The sequence below is a fragment of the Salinimicrobium tongyeongense genome (genome assembly GCF_026109735.1).
GTDB classification, from domain to species: domain Bacteria; phylum Bacteroidota; class Bacteroidia; order Flavobacteriales; family Flavobacteriaceae; genus Salinimicrobium; species Salinimicrobium tongyeongense.
On sequence record NZ_CP069620.1, the window covers coordinates 774,334 to 793,971 of the forward strand.

Annotated in this window: 18 protein-coding genes; 11 read left to right on the forward strand and 7 right to left on the reverse strand. The window is 42.9% G+C overall.

The genetic code is table 11. The features are described 5' to 3' along the window. Positions 1-295: 295 nt before the first annotated feature. From JRG66_RS03355 to JRG66_RS03370, 4 genes are all read left to right on the forward strand, one after another. Positions 296-2,533: a polyribonucleotide nucleotidyltransferase gene (locus tag JRG66_RS03355; RefSeq protein ID WP_265164335.1), complete on the forward strand. Its 2,238-nt coding sequence runs from the start codon at positions 296-298 to the stop codon at positions 2,531-2,533. Positions 2,534-2,580: 47 nt separating this feature from the next. Further along, positions 2,581-3,714 (forward strand): PepSY-associated TM helix domain-containing protein, encoded by a 1,134-nt coding sequence (locus tag JRG66_RS03360; protein ID WP_265164336.1) that lies wholly within the window; start codon positions 2,581-2,583, stop codon positions 3,712-3,714. A 78-nt stretch (positions 3,715-3,792) separates the two neighbouring features. Continuing rightward, the gene (locus JRG66_RS03365) at positions 3,793-4,656 is read left to right on the forward strand and encodes a sigma-70 family RNA polymerase sigma factor (RefSeq protein WP_029035204.1); all 864 of its coding nucleotides are present in this window, start codon (positions 3,793-3,795) and stop codon (positions 4,654-4,656) included. A gap of 206 nt (positions 4,657-4,862) precedes the next feature. After that, on the forward strand, positions 4,863-5,264 hold the full coding sequence (locus JRG66_RS03370) for a BLUF domain-containing protein (protein WP_265164337.1): 402 nt from the start codon (positions 4,863-4,865) through the stop codon (positions 5,262-5,264). A 6-nt stretch (positions 5,265-5,270) separates the two neighbouring features. Here JRG66_RS03370 and JRG66_RS03375 read toward each other — a convergent pair whose 3' ends face one another. After that, positions 5,271-5,399, reverse strand: coding sequence for a hypothetical protein (locus tag JRG66_RS03375; RefSeq protein WP_265164338.1), 129 nt, complete (start codon positions 5,397-5,399; stop codon positions 5,271-5,273). Positions 5,400-5,521: 122 nt separating this feature from the next. On the opposite strand from JRG66_RS03375, the gene rpe reads away from it, so the two are divergent. The 3 genes from rpe (at position 5,522) to JRG66_RS03390 (ending at position 8,599) form a co-directional block, all read left to right on the forward strand. Then, entirely contained in the window at positions 5,522-6,184 is a 663-nt protein-coding gene (rpe, locus tag JRG66_RS03380) for a ribulose-phosphate 3-epimerase (RefSeq protein ID WP_265164339.1), read from the forward strand. Continuing rightward, positions 6,171-7,151, forward strand: a complete 981-nt coding sequence (locus JRG66_RS03385) for a YpdA family putative bacillithiol disulfide reductase (protein ID WP_265164340.1) — start codon at positions 6,171-6,173, stop codon at positions 7,149-7,151. The genes rpe and JRG66_RS03385 overlap by 14 nt, the downstream gene beginning before the upstream one ends. A 383-nt stretch (positions 7,152-7,534) precedes the next feature. Next, a complete protein-coding gene (locus tag JRG66_RS03390) occupies positions 7,535-8,599 on the forward strand; it encodes a CNNM domain-containing protein (protein WP_265164341.1) in 1,065 nt (354 codons plus the stop codon). A 196-nt stretch (positions 8,600-8,795) separates the two neighbouring features. Here the strand turns inward: JRG66_RS03390 and JRG66_RS03395 are convergent, their stop codons facing one another. Then, positions 8,796-10,922, reverse strand: a complete 2,127-nt coding sequence (locus JRG66_RS03395; protein ID WP_265164342.1) for a Tex family protein — start codon at positions 10,920-10,922, stop codon at positions 8,796-8,798. 111 nt (positions 10,923-11,033) lie between these two features. Beyond that, positions 11,034-11,396, reverse strand: a complete 363-nt coding sequence (locus JRG66_RS03400; RefSeq protein WP_265164343.1) for a hypothetical protein — start codon at positions 11,394-11,396, stop codon at positions 11,034-11,036. A 230-nt stretch (positions 11,397-11,626) separates the two neighbouring features. Between JRG66_RS03400 and JRG66_RS03405 the strand changes: the two genes are divergently transcribed. After that, entirely contained in the window at positions 11,627-13,180 is a 1,554-nt protein-coding gene (locus JRG66_RS03405; RefSeq protein ID WP_265164344.1) for a protein adenylyltransferase SelO, read from the forward strand. 719 nt (positions 13,181-13,899) lie between these two features. Here the strand turns inward: JRG66_RS03405 and JRG66_RS03410 are convergent. Further along, complete coding sequence (locus tag JRG66_RS03410; RefSeq protein ID WP_265164345.1) at positions 13,900-15,210, reverse strand: NAD(P)/FAD-dependent oxidoreductase; 1,311 nt, start codon at positions 15,208-15,210, stop codon at positions 13,900-13,902. Positions 15,211-15,332: 122 nt separating this feature from the next. On the opposite strand from JRG66_RS03410, the gene JRG66_RS03415 reads away from it, so the two are divergent. Further along, positions 15,333-15,827, forward strand: a complete 495-nt coding sequence (locus JRG66_RS03415; RefSeq protein ID WP_265164346.1) for an RNA polymerase sigma factor — start codon at positions 15,333-15,335, stop codon at positions 15,825-15,827. 10 nt (positions 15,828-15,837) lie between these two features. Continuing rightward, the gene (locus JRG66_RS03420) at positions 15,838-16,476 is read left to right on the forward strand and encodes a DUF8845 family protein (protein WP_265164347.1); all 639 of its coding nucleotides are present in this window, start codon (positions 15,838-15,840) and stop codon (positions 16,474-16,476) included. A 199-nt stretch (positions 16,477-16,675) separates the two neighbouring features. Here the strand turns inward: JRG66_RS03420 and JRG66_RS03425 are convergent, their stop codons facing one another. Next, positions 16,676-17,479: a lysophospholipid acyltransferase family protein gene (locus JRG66_RS03425; protein WP_265164348.1), complete on the reverse strand. Its 804-nt coding sequence runs from the start codon at positions 17,477-17,479 to the stop codon at positions 16,676-16,678. A gap of 47 nt (positions 17,480-17,526) precedes the next feature. Next, positions 17,527-18,168, reverse strand: coding sequence for an NUDIX hydrolase (locus JRG66_RS03430; RefSeq protein WP_265164349.1), 642 nt, complete (start codon positions 18,166-18,168; stop codon positions 17,527-17,529). Between JRG66_RS03430 and JRG66_RS03435 the strand changes: the two genes are divergently transcribed. Continuing rightward, positions 18,167-18,913, forward strand: coding sequence for a peptidylprolyl isomerase (locus JRG66_RS03435; protein WP_265164350.1), 747 nt, complete (start codon positions 18,167-18,169; stop codon positions 18,911-18,913). The two genes, JRG66_RS03430 and JRG66_RS03435, sit on opposite strands and share 2 nt — an antisense overlap. Positions 18,914-18,918: 5 nt before the next feature. Here the strand turns inward: JRG66_RS03435 and JRG66_RS03440 are convergent, their stop codons facing one another. Beyond that, positions 18,919-19,632, reverse strand: coding sequence for an RDD family protein (locus tag JRG66_RS03440; protein ID WP_265164351.1), 714 nt, complete (start codon positions 19,630-19,632; stop codon positions 18,919-18,921). Between the last annotated feature and the right edge of the window lie 6 nt (positions 19,633-19,638).

Genomic DNA, 19,638 nt, shown 5'->3' on the forward strand with positions numbered 1-19,638 from the left:
CTCGCGGCCCCTTTTTTTTATACCATTTCTTCTTTACAAACAGCTTTTATAAAAATTTACCCCGAATTTTTCTTTTCCTTTGAAAAATCTCTGTAATTTTTAACCTGAAAAAATTCAGTAATAAAAGCTCATTTTTGACACCTCCGTTTTTTTTAACCGCAGGTGAGAAAACAAAAGGCAGTTTTTCATTGGTCTTTACAACCCACAACAACAACACAACCTGTCCCGTTCAGGATTAACGGGAGACCATTGTTTAACCAACCTGCAATGAGCAGGAGTAGAATTAAAAAAATTTATGATTCCAAAGACATTTAAAGAGGTTATCAATCTTGAAGATGGCAGGTCCATTTCCATTGAGACCGGGAAACTGGCAAAACAGGCCCATGGTTCTGTTGTTGTTCAAATGGGAGATGCTATGTTACTTTGTACCGTAGTTTCTAACTACAACAAAAGCACCGCAGATTTCTTCCCGTTAACCGTAGATTACAGAGAGAAATTTGCAGCCGCAGGTAGATATCCCGGCGGTTTCTTTAAAAGAGAAGCACGCCCAAGTGATGGGGAAGTTCTTGTGATGAGAATTGTAGACCGCGTTTTGCGCCCTCTTTTCCCTTCAGATTACCGCTACGAAACCCAGGTGATGATTCAGCTGATGTCTCACGACGAAGAAGTAATGCCCGATGCCCTTGCCGGACTGGCAGCTTCGGCAGCGCTTCAGCTTTCAGACATTCCTTTTGAAACCCCAATTTCAGAAGCCCGCGTGGGAAGGATCAACGGCGAATTCGTGATCAACCCAAGCCGAAGCCAGCTGGCAGAATCTGATATCGATATGGTAATTGGTGCCTCTGCCGATTCTGTGATGATGGTAGAAGGTGAAATGAAAGAAATAAGCGAAGAAGAAATGGCCGAAGCCATTAAATTCGCTCATGAAGCCATTAAGCAGCAAATTGAAGCCCAAAAGCGTTTGGCCGATGCCGTTGGAAGAAAGCCGGTAAGAGAATATGCCGTTGCCGAATCTGACGAAGATCTTTTCGCCAAAGTTCGCGAAGCAGCTTACCAGAAAATTTATGACATCGCTAAAGGCGCCTACAGCAAACACGAACGCAGTGATGCTTTTTCCGCAGTAAAAGACGAAGTTCTTGAAATGTTCTCTGAAGAAGAACTTGAAGAGAAGAAAGATCTTATTAAAAACTATTTCAATAAGGTAGAAAAAGAAGCCGTAAGAGAGTTAACTCTTGCTGAAGGCTTGCGTCTTGACGGCAGAAAGACAGACGAGATTCGCCCAATATGGTGCGAGATCGATTATCTTCCTTCTGTTCACGGCTCTGCCCTTTTTACCAGGGGTGAAACCCAGGCGCTGGCTACTGTGACCCTTGGTACTTCAAGAGAAGCAAACATGATAGACATGCCAACCCACCAGGGCGAGGAAACTTTCTATCTTCATTACAACTTCCCACCTTTTAGTACCGGAGAGGCTTACCCAATTCGCGGGACTTCAAGAAGGGAAATTGGTCACGGGAACCTGGCTCAAAGAGCTTTAAAAGGAATGATCCCAGAAGATTGCCCATACACCGTAAGAGTTGTTTCTGAAGTGCTGGAATCAAACGGTTCTTCTTCTATGGCCACAGTATGTGCCGGAACCATGGCAATGATGGATGCCGGAATTCAAATGAAAAAACCGGTTTCAGGTATCGCGATGGGTTTAATTTCTGACGGAGATCGCTACGCTGTACTTTCAGACATCCTGGGAGATGAAGATCACCTGGGAGATATGGACTTTAAAGTGACCGGTACTGCCGATGGTATCACTGCCTGCCAGATGGATATTAAAGTAAAAGGACTTTCATACGAGATCCTGGTAAAAGCTTTAAAACAGGCAAGGGCCGGAAGACTACACATCCTCGATAAATTAACTGATACTATTGCTGAGCCAAAACCAAGCGTGAAAGCCCATGCTCCAAAAATGGAGAAAGTGGAGATTCCTGGTGAATTTATTGGTGCTGTGATTGGGCCTGGTGGAAAAGTGATCCAGGAAATGCAGAAGGAAACCGGAACCACCATTGTCATCGAAGAAGTTGAAGAAATGGGAATTATCGAGATCCTTGGCGTGAACCAGGAAATGATAGACGAAGTTAAAAAACGCATCAAAGCCATTACCTTTAAACCCGAAGTTGGCAAGGTATACGAGGTGAAAGTGGTGAAAATGCTCGATTTTGGCGCTGTAGTAGAATACAAGGAAGCTAAAGGAAATGAAGTACTGCTTCACGTTTCTGAACTTGCCTGGGAGCGTACCGAAAACGTGAGCGACGTGGTGAACATGGGTGATGAGTTTGAAGTAAAATACCTCGGAATTGATCCAAAAACCAGGAAGCCAAAGGTTTCAAGAAAGGCTATTTTGCCTAAACCAGAAGGATTCCAGTCCAGACCTCCAAGAGACCGCGACAACAACCGCGACGGCGGGAGACGCGACAACCGTGACAACAGGGGTCGTGATGACCGCTCAAGGGGAAACAGAGATCGTAACGACAGGAACTAATTCCTGACAAACCGAATAAATTTTAGAGGCCGCCTAAAAAGCCCTGTTTGTGTCAACCTGAATTCCAGAAGACCGTACAACAGCTTTTTAGACGGCCTCTTCTCTATTTTATGAACAACAGGAAAGTTTTAAAGTACCATTCTTATGCCGGGCTCATTGCCGGATTTTTTTTAGTTTTAATGGGCCTATCGGGTGCCATTCTGGTTTTTCAGCAAGACATAGACGATTACCGATGGCAGGAATATATTGAAGTAGAAGACTCTTCGGGTTTACATATTGACCGCGGTATTTCCACAATTCAGAAAAATTATCCCGGCTGGGACACCCGCCTCATTCATTTTGAAGAACAGGAAGCACTCATCTTCAATTTGAGGAATACCACCAAAAGATTTTTTGTATTTGTGCACCCATCGAGTGGGGAGGTCATCAAAGAGCTCAACGAACTCACCACCTTTACACGCTGGTTGCTAAAGTTTCACTATTCCCTGCAGGCCGGGCCTGTAGGCCGCACAATTGTGTTTGTGGTTGGCGTACTCTTCCTCTTTTCACTCATCAGCGGAATTTACCTCTACCGGAAAAACATCTTCAAAACGCTCTTTTTCAAAACCCCTGTACTCAGGAAGAACAAACGCACATTTTATTCTTCCCTGCACCGCATTGTAGGTACCTGGGCTTTACTTCTGAATTTTATTTTGGTGATCACCGGCGTTTTACTTTCCTGGAGTGTTGTGGTGGCAGGCTTTAAAACTTCAGCTGCCCCAAATTCCCCGGTAGTTAGGGCACAGGTAGGAAGTTTACTGAAAGAAATACAGCAGGAGCTTCCCGATTTCCAGCCCACGTACATCAGGCTTCCGCTTCGCCCTGATGCCAGCCTTGTCATCTATGGTATCTTTGATGATGACCCTTTCTTTTATTCTGAATTCTTCAACCATGTTAGTGCCGACTATCTTTCCGGAGAAATAAAAGGAATCACAAAAATCCAGGAAGCCAATCTGGGAACAAAAATTTTAAGCAGCGTGCTCCCATTGCACTTTGGGCAATACGGTGGCATTTGGATCAAGCTTTTATATTGTATTACCGGCCTTAGCGGCCCCTTTTTATCTATTACCGGTTTCCTGATATGGAGACAGGGAAAACCCTCTAAAAAAACAAAAAGGAAAAAATATTTTTATTATCTTTAATTCTTGTAACATTTCCAAACCTTCTTACGTATAACTATTACAAGAGTTATTCATAATTAAAATCCAAGGAGACGTTAGATGAGACAACTTAAAATTACGAAGCAGGTAACAAATCGTGAAACTGCTTCGCTAGATAAGTATTTGCAAGAAATTGGTAAAGTTGACCTTATCACCGCAGATGAAGAGGTGGAATTGGCGCAACGTATTAAAGCGGGTGATGACCGTGCTCTCGAAAAACTTACAAAAGCGAACCTTCGTTTTGTGGTGTCTGTAGCGAAACAATATCAAAATCAGGGATTAACCCTACCCGACCTTATTAATGAAGGAAATCTTGGGTTAATAAAAGCTGCCAAGCGATTTGATGAAACCCGTGGTTTCAAATTCATATCCTATGCCGTTTGGTGGATTCGCCAGTCTATTCTTCAGGCTTTGGCCGAGCAGTCGCGTATTGTTCGTTTACCGCTCAACAAGATTGGCTCCATAAACAAGATCAACAAGACTTTTGCTTTCCTTGAGCAATCACACGAGCGCCCACCAAGTGCCGAAGAGATCGCTAAAGAGCTTGATATGACCATTAATGACGTAAAGGAATCCATGAAGAACTCCGGCCGTCACGTATCTATGGATGCTCCTTTGGTAGAGGGAGAAGATTCTAACCTTTATGACGTTTTACGTTCGGGTGAATCTCCAAACCCAGACAGGGAACTCCTGCATGAGTCTTTGCGCACAGAGATTGAAAGAGCTCTTGAAACCCTTACTCCCCGTGAAGCCGATGTTATCCGTCTTTATTTCGGCCTTGGAGATCAACACCCAATGACTCTTGAAGAAATTGGCGAGACTTTTGATCTAACCAGGGAAAGGGTAAGACAAATTAAGGAAAAAGCTATCAGAAGGTTAAAACACACCTCAAGAAGCAAGATATTAAAAACATACCTGGGTTAATTCCCGGTAAAGAAGCAACAGTTGATTACTGTTCGTTTTTTGATTGATTGATGAAGAACCCGGAGCTGATTACTCCGGGTTCACCTTTTTAAAAACTTTCCAAAAATGCCTTTTTTGAGCAACATCTCAGGAAGACACAGGTACAGCTTATAAATTATTTAGAACATGAAACTGAATTTGTTATGTTTACACCTCATAAAATTCGCATGATGAAGTACGCAATTTGCTATGTAAGTACAGCTGCCCCGGAAATTTCAGATTCAGAAATTGAAGATATCCTAAAACTCAGCTCCAGCAATAACAACGATGACCAGATTACCGGAATCCTCCTTTTTTCAAACGGAAATTTCTTCCAGGTACTCGAAGGGGATAAAAAAACCGTCACCATACTTTTTGAGAAGATCAAAGAGGACGGGAGACATCAAAACCTCATCCCCATTTTTAAAAAAGAAATTGAAAATTCTAAATTCAGCAGGTACGAAGAAGAATTTTTGAGCCTTGATGCCACTTATGATGGCGAGAAAATGGCTTATTATTCTTCATATGTGGAAAAACTGGATCCCTCAATCCAGAGTCCGGTTAGGTATGTGCTAAAGAATTTTTCCTAAGAAAATCTACTGTTCCCAGCTAAAGTTGATCACTCCCGTAGCTATAAGAATAACAATAATGACCAGAAGGATAACGGCTATAAAACAGCCCATTTTACCGTAACTCCTTTTTTCACTTCTTTCTTCTACTTCCATAAATGCTTTTTTAGGTTGATAGTTACTTAAAGATACAAAAAACTTCATACAGCAATTCCCCCTTTTCCGGCTAAGCCTTTTAGCATAATTCTTGTTACTTTTGCAACACAATAAAAATCTACATGAAAGAAAGATTGATAGCCCCTTCGGTTTTAGCCGCCGACTTCGGAAACCTTCAGCGTGACCTTGAATTGGTAAATAACAGTGAAGCCGACTGGTTTCACATAGATATCATGGATGGTGTTTTTGTTCCGAATATTTCCTACGGAATGCCAGTTTTGGCCGCCATTCAGAAGCATGCGAAGAAAACCATTGATGTACATCTCATGATTGTAGATCCAGACAGGTACATCAAAGAATTTGCTGCACTGGGAGCTAATAACCTTTCGGTACATTACGAAGCCTGTACCCACCTTCACAGAACGCTTCAGGCCATTAAAGCAGAAGGCATGAAAGCCGGAGTGGCTATTAATCCGCACACCAACGTGAGTTTGCTAGAAGACACCATTCAGGATATTGACCTGGTATGCGTGATGAGTGTGAATCCCGGTTTTGGAGGGCAAAGTTTTATCGAGAACACTTATAAAAAAGTGTCGCAGCTCAAGGAGATCATAGAGCGCAACAACGCACCCACGCTTATTGAAATAGACGGTGGCGTGACCAGTAAAAATGCGGCACAGCTGGTAAAGGCCGGGGCCGATGTTTTAGTTGCAGGTAGTTTTGTTTTTAAAGCTGAAAACCCAACCCAAACCATCAAAGAACTTAAAGATCTTGTCAACTCCTAATTCAGAAAACATATTTGATGTCATTATTGTTGGCGGAGGCCCAATTGGAATAGCCTGTGCCCTAGAGGCAAAAAAGAACGGCCTCTCCTATCTCATTTTAGAGAAGGGAACGCTGGTAAATTCGCTGTACAATTACCCCTCCAATATGACCTTTTTTTCAACTTCCGAAAAGCTGGAGCTGGACGAAATCCCTTTTATAAGCACCAATCCAAAGCCTCACAAACAGGAAGCTCTCGAATACTACAGAAGAATTGTTACCTCAAACCATATTAAAATTAACCTTTTTGAGAGGGTAGAAAAAATAGAACCTGAAGATAAGCTGCATAAAGTAAACACCACTAAAGCCACTTATACTTCCAAAAATGTCATTATTGCCACAGGTTTTTACGACATCCCAAATTACCTGAATATTCCCGGGGAAGATCTTCCAAAAGTGGCTCATTACTATGCCGATCCTCACTTTTATGCCACTCAAAAGACTATAGTGGTAGGCGCAAGCAATTCGGCTGTTGATGCCGCCCTGGAGATCTACCGTAAAGGTGGGGATGTCACAATGGTGGTTAGAGGCCCTGCCATTGGGGAACGTGTAAAATACTGGGTAAAACCCGATATTGACAACAGGATTGATGAAGGCAGCATAAAAGCCGTTTTTAATGCTGAAATCAAAGAGATTAAAGAAACTGAAGTAATTATTACTTCAAAAGATGGGGAACAGGTACTGGAAAATGATTGGGTACTCCTGCTAACCGGCTACAGGCCTAACTTTGAATTTCTGAAAAACATCGGGATAAACCTTTCACAGGACGGTAAAAAAATCCCGCAGTACGATCCTGAAACCATGCAATCTAATGTTAAAGGAATATACCTCGCCGGAGTAATTTGTGGCGGCACCGAAACCCATAAGTGGTTTATAGAAAATTCGAGGGTTCACGCCAAAATGATCATGCAAAATATTGTCGGGAATTAGCAAACCTGGCAACGGAAATTTTCATTTTTCGAGTTCTTCTTCATTTTATGCTATCCATTCCCTTCCTGAAGAATTTTTATTCTGAATATGAAATTCTTCGTATCTTTGCACTCAGTTTAGTAGATTCTGAAAGAATAGCAGCAGGCACCTAAAATAATTAAACCTCTGCTCCAAAACCCTGATGATCTTCAGAAGCTTACTGAAATTATTATCATATGGACCCTGACCCCGATAATTGCGATACGAGTTTTAAAGGCCTTTCCCGTCTTTGCCCTTCTTCTTATTTCATTCTTTTTGACTTTAAATTTCCTGATTGCTCTCTTTTATCTTTAAAGAGTTCAGGTTATTCTACATAATTACTTTATAATTTACCACTTATAGTTATGGGACTCCTATTGACTTACCTGTTTATTGCCCTTTTTACCTCTTTTATATGTTCTATTGCAGAGGCAGCATTACTGTCTACTCCGGTCTCTTATGTAAAGGCCAAAATAGAAATGGGCAGTAAAACTGCCAAAAATTTCCTCTCATTAAAAGAGGATGTAGACCGGCCACTTTCGGCGATACTCTCACTCAACACGGTAGCGCACACCGTTGGTGCCGCCGGCGTGGGTGCCCAGGCCACAATTGTTTTCGGTGAAGCCTACTTTGGGATTGTTTCTGCTGTATTGACCATTCTTATCCTCATCTTAACCGAAATCATTCCTAAAACATTAGGTGCCAACTTCAGCAAAGAATTAATGGGATTTACCACTAAAGTAATCAGGCTCATGATAGTGATTACTTATCCTTTGGTGATCATGTCTCTCTTTCTTACCAGATTTTTATCCCGAAAAGAAAAGGAACTAACCACCAGCCGTGAAGAAATTTCGGCTTTAGCTTCTATTGGAACAGAAGAAGGGATTTTTGCCGATAAAGAGAATAAGATCATTCAGAACCTTATCCGACTTAAAACCATACGGATTTCAGAGATCATGACACCACGAATCGTAGTAGTACTGGCCAATGAAGAAATGACCCTGCAGGAATTTCTGGTCAACAAAGAATTTCTCCACTTCTCCCGAATCCCGGTGTACAGTGAGAGCAGAGAAAATGTCACCGGCTATGTCTTTAGGGAAATGGTTTTTGAAAAGCTGGCCGAAGACCAGTTCCACCTGAAACTTAAGGATATTAGAAGAAATATTTCAACTTTTACCGAAACCGACACTCTTTTTAGGGTTTGGGAAGAATTGCTTCACAAAAAAGAACAGATCTCTCTTGTAGTTGATGAATACGGAGGTATTGATGGTATCGTTACTCTTGAAGATATTATTGAAACCTTACTCGGTTTTGAAATTGTAGACGAAAAAGACCGGGTAGAAGACATGCAGCAGTACGCGATGGAGCGTTGGAAAGCAAGACAGAAAAAATACCAGCTCCTGCAACAGGATCCGAAAAAAGTCGGCTGAATAAGGTGCCAAAAAGGGCAAAAAAACCTGACTCTTTCTGCGGAAAATTCATCCCGGCTGCCATTCCAAGACTATCTTAGAAATTTGGAATTTGGTGCCTGGAAATTGGTGCTTTCCCAGTTCTACCTTCGTACTTCTAAAATCTAACCTTTTTATCTTACTTCTAAAATCTAACTTCGTTGAGTTCTACCTTCAGCTAGTCGATCATAGATAGTTGTATCCGCTTTCTGGCCTCATCTACCTCCATCACGGTTACCTGTACGTGTTGATGGAGTTTTACGACCGAGTTTACATCGCTCACAAATTCGTTTTTCAGTTTGGAGATATGTACGAGTCCGCTTTCCTTGATCCCGATATCAACAAAGCACCCGAAGTTGGTGATATTGTTGACAATTCCCGGTAGCTTTAATCCGGGTTTGAGGTCGCTAATGCTTTTCACATTAGGATCGAACTCGAATACTTTTGCCGACTTCCGCGGATCTACTCCCGGTTTTTCCAGCTCGCGCAAAATGTCTTTAATGGTGGGCAAACCTACGCTGTCAAAAATGTAATTTTCAGGAGTAATTTCTGAAATGAGTTTTTTGTTGCCAATAAGTTCTTCTAGTTCAAGCCCGAGATCTGCCGCCATTTTCTCTACAATGGAATAACTTTCGGGATGCACCGTTGAATTATCGAGCGGATTTTTAGAACCCGGCACCTTCAGGAAGCCTGCTGCCTGTTCAAAAGCCCTTGCGCCAAGGCGCGGCACTTTCAGCAGGTCTTTCCGGGAAGAGAATTCCCCGTTTTCCCTGCGGTAATTAATGATGTTATCGGCCAAAGACGGGCCAATGCCCGAAACATAGCTCAGCAAAGGCGCACTTGCACTGTTCAGGTTCACACCTATGGCATTTACACAACTCTCCACTACGCGATCTAGTTCGCTTTTTAGCTTGGCCTGGTCTACATCGTGCTGGTACTGCCCTACCCCTATAGATTTTGGATCGATCTTTACAAGCTCGGCCAGAGGATCGGCCAAACGGCGGCCAATAGAGACAGCGCCACGCACGGTAACGTCAAAATTCGGAAATTCGGCCCTCGCTATTTTTGAAGCCGAATATACCGAAGCGCCGGCCTCATTCACCACAAAAACCTGCACATCCCTGTCGAAAAGGATTTTTTTAATGAAGAATTCGGTTTCCCGGGAAGCCGTGCCGTTCCCAATAGCTATAGCTTCAATATTATAAGCATTGACCAGGGATTTTACCTTTTTTGAAGCCAGCGCAGTTTCTCTTTGCGGCGCATGTGGAAAAATAGTTTCGTTGTGTTGCAAATCTCCCTTTTCGTCAAGGCACACCAATTTACAGCCCGATTTAAAACCGGGATCCAGCGCCAGGATCCGTTTGCTGCCCAAAGGGGGCGCGAGCAGCAACTGCCTGAGATTATCGGCAAAGACCTTTATGGCTTCTGCATCAGCTTTCTCTTTAGCAGCCGATAAAGCTTCGTTTGAAAGTGCCGGAAATAGCAATCGCTTAAGGGCATCATCAATGGCTTCTTCTATATGTGGGGTACAGGAATTTCGTTGGGATTTCAAAATAAATCCAGATACAATTCTATAAGACTCCTCATGCTCCACTTCAACTTTCACCCGTACAAAACCTTCCTTTTCTGCCCTAAGAATGGCCAATAGCCGGTGAGAAGGGATATAATTCAGCTTTTCTTCCCACTCAAAGTAATTCCGAAACTTTTGCGCATCTTCCTCTTCTGCTTTCTTTTTGACCACTTTAGAAGTGATCATCGCCTTTTTTTCAAATTGCCTGCGAAGCCGGTTCCGCACTCCCTGGTGCTCATTGATCCATTCAGCAATAATATCTTTAGCACCCTGCAAGGCGGCGGCAACATCAACAACATCTTTAGTGACAAACTTTCGGGCTGCAGCTTCTGCATCTCCTGAATTCTGGGCCATCAGTATCTTTGCTAAAGGTTCAAGCCCAAGTTCACGGGCAGAATCGGCCCTGGTTTTTCGCTTTTTCTTATATGGCAGGTAAAGATCTTCCAGCTCTACCATATTCCCGGCAGCAAAGATTTTTGATTCCAGTTGCTCGTTTAAAGCCTCCTGCTCTGCAATGGATTTTAAAATTGCTTTTTTTCTTTTTTCAAGCTCCTCATATTCCGTATGGAACTGCACGATTTGTGCAACCTGCACTTCATCTAAATTACCCGTCATTTCTTTACGGTAACGGGAAATAAAAGGAATAGTGGCATCTTCCTTTAGTAACTGAAGCGTATTTTCAACGCTTTTCTTCGGAAGGCCCGTGCGGCTTAAAATAAAATTGACTGGATTCATTGCGGCTAAATGTAGTGGAAATGGCAAAGATAAAAGGCTTGAGGGTCTTTCCATAAAAAAAGCCTCCCGAAAATATTTCCGGAAGGCTTTATTTTTAAACCCTTTAAGCTGTTATACCAGCACTACATCTTCAACTTGTGAAGAGGAGCCGTAACCGGCCAGAATTTTTCCGTAGAATTTAAGGTCGGCATCACTATTTTTAAAGGTTTTCCGAAGATTTGCCACAGCTTTTGCCAGCGGGATCTTGTGCACCTTGATTTCAGGATAAGGTGAATTTTCTTCTTCATTTTCCACACCTACTTCTATGCTGTTCGTCTTTTTGTCATAGCATACAAAAGCAGCCTGGTAGTTGTGTTTAATAAGTTCTTCAAGAGAGGCGGGAAGTTTATCGCACTCCCTGCACTCTTCAATCTGGTGCGGCAACAGGTTGAACACCTGATTCTGAATGTCGTTTTTACTTTGGTATGAGATCATTTTCTTTCAATTTTTTTCTAAAAATAATTCAGATCAGGCTGTCCAAAATACTTTTTAATTTAGGTTTAACTTAATTTCCTGACATTGCATAAGCTGCTGTTAATTTTCTAAAGAAAATTCTTACTATTCACTTCTGCTGCTCCACATTTTGTAAGGCATATTTTCTCTTCGGAAAAAAGCTTCTTTTAGACCCTGCTGAAAAGTTTTGTATTTTGGAAAAAAAATGCAAAATGAGCAGTATAGCAGAAAAAGAATTCCAGAACCAATTTACCAGGCACTTTGAAGGAGATGACAGCGGCGACCGCACTCCCCGGCAAACTCCCGGGAAATTATACAGCACGGCCACACCCACCCCGGTTGCTGCACCAAAACTACTGGCATGGTCTAAAAATTTAGCTGAAGAACTTGGAATAGCCGATCCTTTCCCTGAAGATGTCCAAATACTCGCCGGCAATAAGGTAACAGCCTCTATGAAACCTTATGCAGCCTGTTATGCAGGCCATCAATTTGGCAACTGGGCAGGGCAGCTGGGCGATGGACGCGCCATCACTTTGGGAGAATGGGGTGCCAAAAATGGCATTTTTGAACTGCAATTAAAAGGTGCAGGGCCAACCGCTTATTCGAGGCATGCAGATGGGCGGGCAGTGCTGCGATCTTCGGTTAGGGAATACCTGATGAGCGAAGCCATGCACCACCTGGGGATTCCCACCACCCGGGCGTTGGCTTTAGTGGAGACCGGAGACAAAGTGCTGCGCGATATGTTCTATAATGGAAATCCTGAATATGAACCCGGAGCAATTGTTACTCGTGTGGCACCCTCTTTCCTGCGCTTCGGAAACTATGAGTTACTGGCTGCCCAGGGGGAAAATGATAAGTTGAAGCGCCTGATAGACTGGACCATTGACCGATATTTTCCGCATCTTACGGAAGAAGATCGCATCCTTGCCTGGTTCGGGGAAGTGGTGGATAAAACGGCATTTTTGATGACCGAGTGGCAGCGGGTGGGATTTGTCCACGGAGTGATAAATACTGATAATATGTCTATTCTGGGGCTAACCATTGATTACGGGCCGTTCTCTTTCCTTGACCATTACGATCACAACTTCACCCCTAACACCACCGATCTCCCCGGCCGCCGCTATGCTTTTGGGAATCAGCCCTCAATAGGTTACTGGAACCTTGGCAGGCTCGCCAATGCTCTTTCGGTACTTTTTGATGATACCGAAGGGCTTGAAAATGCACTGGACTCTTATGAACAGATCTTCTGGAATTATTATTACGACATGATGGGCAAAAAACTCGGCTTTACAAATCCCGGAAAAGATGAAAGGAAGATCATCGCAAGGTTTGAAGCAGTGCTTTCAGCTATTCAGCCTGATATGACCATATTCTACCGACTTTTAGCTGAAATGCCTCTTAAAGCAGATGCTGAACAAATAATGAAGCATTTTCAGCCTTCATTTTACAATGAGCTGCAGCCAAAAGATCAGGAAGAGTTTGTCGGCTTACTTACAGAATACCAAAAATTGAGAAAAAACGCCGGCCTTTCGGAAATGGACAGGAAGAAGCTTATGAATGAGGCTAACCCACGCATCATTCTAAGAAATTACCTGCTCCACCAGGCTATAGAAGAGCTGGAACAGGGAGAAAGTAAATTGTTCCTAAGATTACAGGAAGCGATGAAGCAGCCGTATGCAACTGAGGGCTTTGATGAGCTTGTAAAAAAACGTCCGGAATGGGCAGAAACCAAAGCCGGCTGCTCTATGCTCTCATGCAGCTCATAGCCTAAAAATTTTAACTAAGTTTATTAAAATAGGAAAATGCTCTTTTCAGGTTTTATTCTCAAATTCAGAGTTTTAACAGGGCAAAAGTTGGTTAAAGCACAAAAAAATCCTAATTTTATAGGAAATCTTTAAGACGATTTTATAGCATTAACCTAAAAATGAATCCCTATGAGTGCTCCAAGAAGAAAATCTGACGACAAAGACAAGGCGACTACATTCGAAGTATGGTCTGATCATTGCCTGGTTGCTGCTTTTTTCATATTCCTGGTGCTGTTGATATTCATCTCCTGAAATTTGCTGGTTAACTTTACAATATTTAACTAAAACCGGTTCTTCTAATTCGATTTTTTCAGGCTGGTTCCAGAGGTTTCCTAAATGCCATTCCTTTTGTCAAACTTCAGCCATATCACTTTTAGATGCAGCATAAAAGGCTTCAAAAATGCCATTTTTGAAAGCTTCTGCTATTTTCACTGTCTTTTATCATACCATATAATTTCCGGTAAAAGAAAAGCTTCGGCTATAACCCATTAATACAGCATAAAACCCTTCCCTGAGTATTTAAACATTTCAGCATAAAAATTCCGCAGGGAATTTCCGCAGAAGATATTTCATTTAGGGAAAGAGCCAGGATCTTTAACTGGGCTGGTATTATGAGTGAATTCGTGGCCCTGGCAGAGTATAGAAAAGTCTGCTACTAATTCACAAATATTTTTGCTGCATCACACCTTTTTCTGATCTACTTCCAGGTTTTCTTTGTTACTCTTGAAAGGCCTTATGATGAGCCGGGCCGCTTTGTCAAAATTGACGTAATTGTACACCCAGTTGAAGAAGGTGATGAGCCGGTTTCTAAAACCTACAAGAAAATACAGGTGAATAAACATCCAGATGAACCAGGCGAAAAAGCCGCCAAATTTGAGTTTGCCCAGGTCTACCACGGCTTTGTTCCTTCCCACCGTGGCCATGGTACCTTTGTCGTTGTAAACAAAGGGTTCCATTTTTTCCCCTTTCAGGATGTGTTTCAGGTTTTTTGCCAGGTGTTTTCCCTGCTGGATGGCGGGCTGGGCGACCATGGGATGGCCTTTGGGAAATTCTTCATTGCTCATCAACGCAATGTCTCCAATGGCAAAGATGTTTTCATAACCCTTTACCTGGTTAAAGACATTGACCTCGTACCTATCGGCTTTATCTACCACAGCCGAGGCGTTTAGACCTTCTACCGGCGCACCCGAAACACCTGCCGCCCATATAAAAGTTGATGTATTAAAAGAAAGGTCTTCTTTGTTTGTAATCACTTTTTGACCGTCGTACTCCTGTACCATCACGTTGAGGTGGATTTCTACCCCGAGATCTTTAAGGAATTTTTCGGCTTTTTTGGAAGCTTCGGGGCTCATTGGCGGCAAAACCCTGTCTAGCCCCTCAATGAGATGGATTTTCATTTCGGAAGGATCGAGGTCCCTAAAATCGCGGGGCACGATGTGGTTGCGCACTTCGGCAATGGCACCGCAAAGTTCTACCCCCGTGGGGCCGGCACCGGCAATCACAAAGTTGAGCAAAGCCTTCCGTTTTACGGGATCTGGTGTGATTACGGCCTGTTCAAGATTTTCAAGGATCAAACTGCGAATATTGAGGGCCTGCGGAATGGTCTTCATCCACATGGCATTTTTCTGAATACTCTCATTTCCGAAGAAATTAGTGCGGGAACCCGTGGCAAGTACCAGGTAATCGTAAGCCAGCTCGCCAATAGAGGTGATGACTTTATTTTCTTCAGGAACAATGCGCTGAACTTCGGTGAGTCTGAAATAACCGTCTGTACTGTGGCGGGTGATCTTTCGCAGAGGGTAGGCTATGGAATCGGGTTCGAGGCCCGAGGTGGACACCTGGTACAACAAAGGCTGAAAGGTGTGATAGTTGTGACGGTCTAGCAAAACCACCTGTAATTTCTCCTTTAAAAGGTGCTTTGCAATTGAAATTCCTGCAAAACCACCACCTACTATGACCACACGAGGGTATTTAGAAATGGGAATATTCATCTTTTATCAGCCTTTCTTTCAAAGTTAGAGCTTTCCGCAGAATAAAAAGAAGATTAATAAATTTTAAGGGAATTGTAACAAGATGATTACTTTCACTACTAACCTAGAGCCTAAACAACCTTGTGAAGAAAGAACTGGAACATGAATTTGTGAGCAATCTTGAAAAGCACCAGAACATAGTGCACAAGATTTGCCGTATGTATACCAATGACCAGGAATCTCACAATGACCTATTTCAGGAAATTACCATTCAACTTTGGAACGCCTACCCCAAATTTAGAGGTGATTCAAAATTTAGCACCTGGATGTACAGGGTTGCTCTCAATACGGCTATTACGCTCTATAGAAAGTCTAAAAAAGAGTTGCGCACACAGAATTATGACGAGGTTAGTTTCAAAATTAAAGCAGATGATTATAACGATGAGGTTGAAAAACAGCTACAGTTAATGTATAAAGCGGTCAAAGAATTGAATGATATCGACAAGGCTCTGGTTTTTCTATACCTGGAAGACCAGTCTTACCGGGAAATTTCGGAAATGCTGGGGATATCTGAAGTCAATGCACGCGTGAAGATGAACAGAATTAAAAAGGCCCTAAGAAATATTTTAAATCCGTAGCACCTACCATATGGATGAACTTGAATTTTTAAAACAAAACTGGAAAAAGCAGGAAGAAAGCCTTCCGAAGCTTTCGTATAATGACATTTACAAAATGATCTGGAAGAAGTCGTCTTCTATCGTGAAATGGATCTTTGTAATTAGCATTATAGAACTACTGCTTTCGTCTTTGCTCACTCTTTTCCTGGCCGATGCCGATTACTGGGAGCAAATGGAACAACTGCACCTTAAGAAGATACAGATTGGAATGTACGTGGTGAGCTACCTTATCACCTTTTACTTTATCTATTGCTTCTACCGCAATTACAGGAGGATTTCGTCTACAGATGACGCTGCCACCCTCATGAAAAATATTCTTAGAACCCGTAAAACGGTGAAGACTTATATCGCCTACATTCTTATTTCTACCGGCCTGTATTCGGTGATCATCACCTATTATACCATCAAAAACCACCAGCTGGTGCAGGAAGTAACCGATTCTTCAAAGTACACTTTTGATGCCGTAGACTGGATTAAATTTGCGGTTTTGGCCTGTATCATCCTCGGCGTATTCCTGCTTGCCCTCTGGCTGTTTTACAGGTTGATCTACGGAATACTTTTAGGCCGGCTTAAAAGAAATTACAGGGAGCTGAAAAGACTGGAGATATAATTTTAATCCCGGCACAGATTGTAAATCTGCAGCATTTGAAGGGATGGAAAAACTGAGCAATCAATATTTTTATTGAATATTGAATATTGAATATTGAATATTGAATGTTTAAAAAATTAGGCACAGTGGAAAGTCGCCGCCATCTGAAAAATGATAAAACTGCTCACTGAGCACTGAGCACTGAGCACTGAATACTTTTTTAATATTCCCACTGCCGGGTTTTGTTGAGGGCTTCGATAGCTTCCAGCTCTTCCTGGGGTATTACTTTTAAGAAAGAAGGGTGCTGTTCTATAGCAAATTCAAGTTTTTCAACGATCTCCTCAATAGTTTCATTATCATAGTCAATAGCCAGTGGCTCTTTGATCTGAAAGGTCTGTAAAATGCCTTTTTTGCGTATCCGCAATCCTTTTTTGTCAAAAGAACGCCTAAAGCCATCAATAACAATTGGGATCACTATAGGTTTATACTGCTTGATGATGTGTGCGGTGCCTTTCCTGATGGGCTTAAAAGGTTTCGTTGTACCCTGCGGAAAAGTGATCACCCATCCATCTTCTAAAGCTGTCCCGATATTTTTATGATCGTTTGGGTTTACTTCGCGCTGCACTTCTTTTCCTTTTTCGCGCCAGGTTCTCTCTACCGAAACTGCCCCGGCGTAAGCCATAATTCGGGTGAGCAGGCCTGCATTCATGGTTTCCTTGGCCGCCACGTAATAAATATTGAGCTTAGGCTGCCATATATAGCCCACGTTTTTGATAGAATCTACCCTTCCGCTTAAAGCAGCGTTAAAAACGTGGAACATGGCCGTAACATCGGCAAAGTAAGTCTGGTGGTTTGAAACAAAGAGCACATTGTTATCGGGCAGATTTTTAATGATCTCAGATCCTTCGATCTTCAGTTCATTAAATCCCCTGTATCGCCTGTGTGAAAGCACTCCGAAGATCCGGATGAGCCATTTTTTTATGTAAAGATAGTGCCCAAAAGGATTTTTTTTCAATATCCCCATTTGTTCCCTGACATTTTAACGAAACAACAAAGATACTTAATTAAAGCTTACAGCAGCTGCCTAAGGATATCTTTCATTTCATTCAACATCATGGCGGTAGCACCCCAAACTACATGCCCGTTGAGCAAAAAGGCCGGCACTTCTATCTCTTTGGCATATGAAGTAGACAAAGTTTCCTTGATCAAACAGGAATCGCTCATAAAATCTTCCAGCTTTATCTCCAAAACAGCTTCTACCTCATCTTCCTGCGGCACCAGTACCGGAGTCTTCTTCATTACTCCCATAAAAGGGTGCACCCAAAAATTGCTTGGCGGTATGTAAAGCCGGGACATTTCCCGCAGTATTTCTACTTCGTACTGTGGAATTCCCACCTCTTCTTCTGTTTCACGAAGAGCGGTATGAGCCAGGTCGTGATCTTCAATTTCTACCCTGCCGCCGGGAAAGCCTACCTGGTTTGAATGTACCCCTTGGTAGGTCTTCCGCAGGATCAAAACAAAACGCGTCTCCCCTTCTCTCCCCGGATAAAACACCGATAATACCGCCGCCTGCTTTGGGTTTTGCTTATCAATATTCAGGTTTTCGAGCTCCTTCATCCTAAGCATGGGAGCCAATTTGAAGTGCGCCTCTTCGCCCGGAAGATTAATTTTCCTTAAATTCGGACTTAGATTAAGAAAATCCTGAAAATTCATGAGATATAACTTTTTCCTGATATTGATACTGGCCACAGCCATTCTTGCAGGTTGTGAAGATAAAAAATCTTCTACAAAAAATGAGGTGGAAACTATGCTGAAAGAACCTGTTCAACCAGATTCCGCGCGGGTAGACAACACCAAAGTCGAGGAAGTGGTGGAAGCCGAAGAAGAAGAAAAGGAAAAAAGGGAAGGCCCGCTCCTGGTGCAGGAAGAACTCATCCCTTTTCTCATGAAGTACGCGAAAGAACACGATGAGAACAGGGTGCGCATAAAAACCCGCTTTGGAAATATTGATGTGGAACTGTTTCGCGACACGCCCTTACACCGCGCCAACTTCCTGTATATGGTAAACCAGGATTATTACGACGGCACCTTCTTTCACAGGGTAGATGAAGGCTTTGTCATTCAGGGTGGAAATTCTGATAACCCCGATACCAACATCAAAAGGCACCACATTGGGGATTTTTTAATCCCCAGCGAGTTTGATGCCGGGCACCGTCATGTACGAGGAGCCCTGGCAGCCGCCAAGTACGCCGAACAAAACGTGAGCAAGGCCTCCTCCCCTTATGAGTTTTACATAGTGCAGGATCCCGATGGTGCACCGCACCTCAACAATGACCATACGGTTTTTGGAAGGGTAATTTCAGGAATGGACGTGGTAGACGAGATCAACAAAGTCCCAACCGATGACAGTGAGTGGCCCCTGCGGAACATTCACATTGAAATGGAAATCATCGACTAATTTAATTACTGTCTCGTATAGTAACTGTAATCTTTGAGTACCGTTTTTAAGAATTGTACGGGTTTTTCGCGGGGCGCCACCTGAAGTATTTCTGACACCCTTACCGAAAGTTGTTGGATCACCCGGTAATTGGAACCCTGGAGCGACAACCTGTAAATATCTTTGATCTCCTGCACATCGCGGTCTTTAAGCATGGTCACCTGCGGGTATACCGGCCGGTAATCATCAGGAACATTTACCAGCAGGGTATTTTCAAGGCCGGTTTTCATTTTTTCAGAAATTACCGTGGTACCTGCCGCCAGGTCTCCCAACCGCTGCCCTTTCCCGTTGAGCAAGATAGTAACTACGGCCACACTTCCACTGGTCATGCTAATGTCAATAATTCGCAGCAACCAGCGCACCAGGTAATTTGAAAAAGCAGGTTTTGAGCCGTCAAGTTTCACCACCCGAAGCTGTAAAGCCGCTTTGCCAGGCGACTGCCCGTTCCATAAACTTTCCCACAATAAAAAGTAAAGCAGTAAAGGCAAAAACACCACGCTTATAAAAAGCCATTCCTGGCCTGCATTAGCGTCAAGCCCGCCCATGAGCAGGATAACAATTATCACATAAGCCAGCATCAAAAGGCCGTCAATAAGATATGCAAGAATACGCTCACCTACGCCCGCAACATTTTGTGTAATGCTAATATTTTGAGCAGTTTCAATTTGAAAATTATCCATTTAATA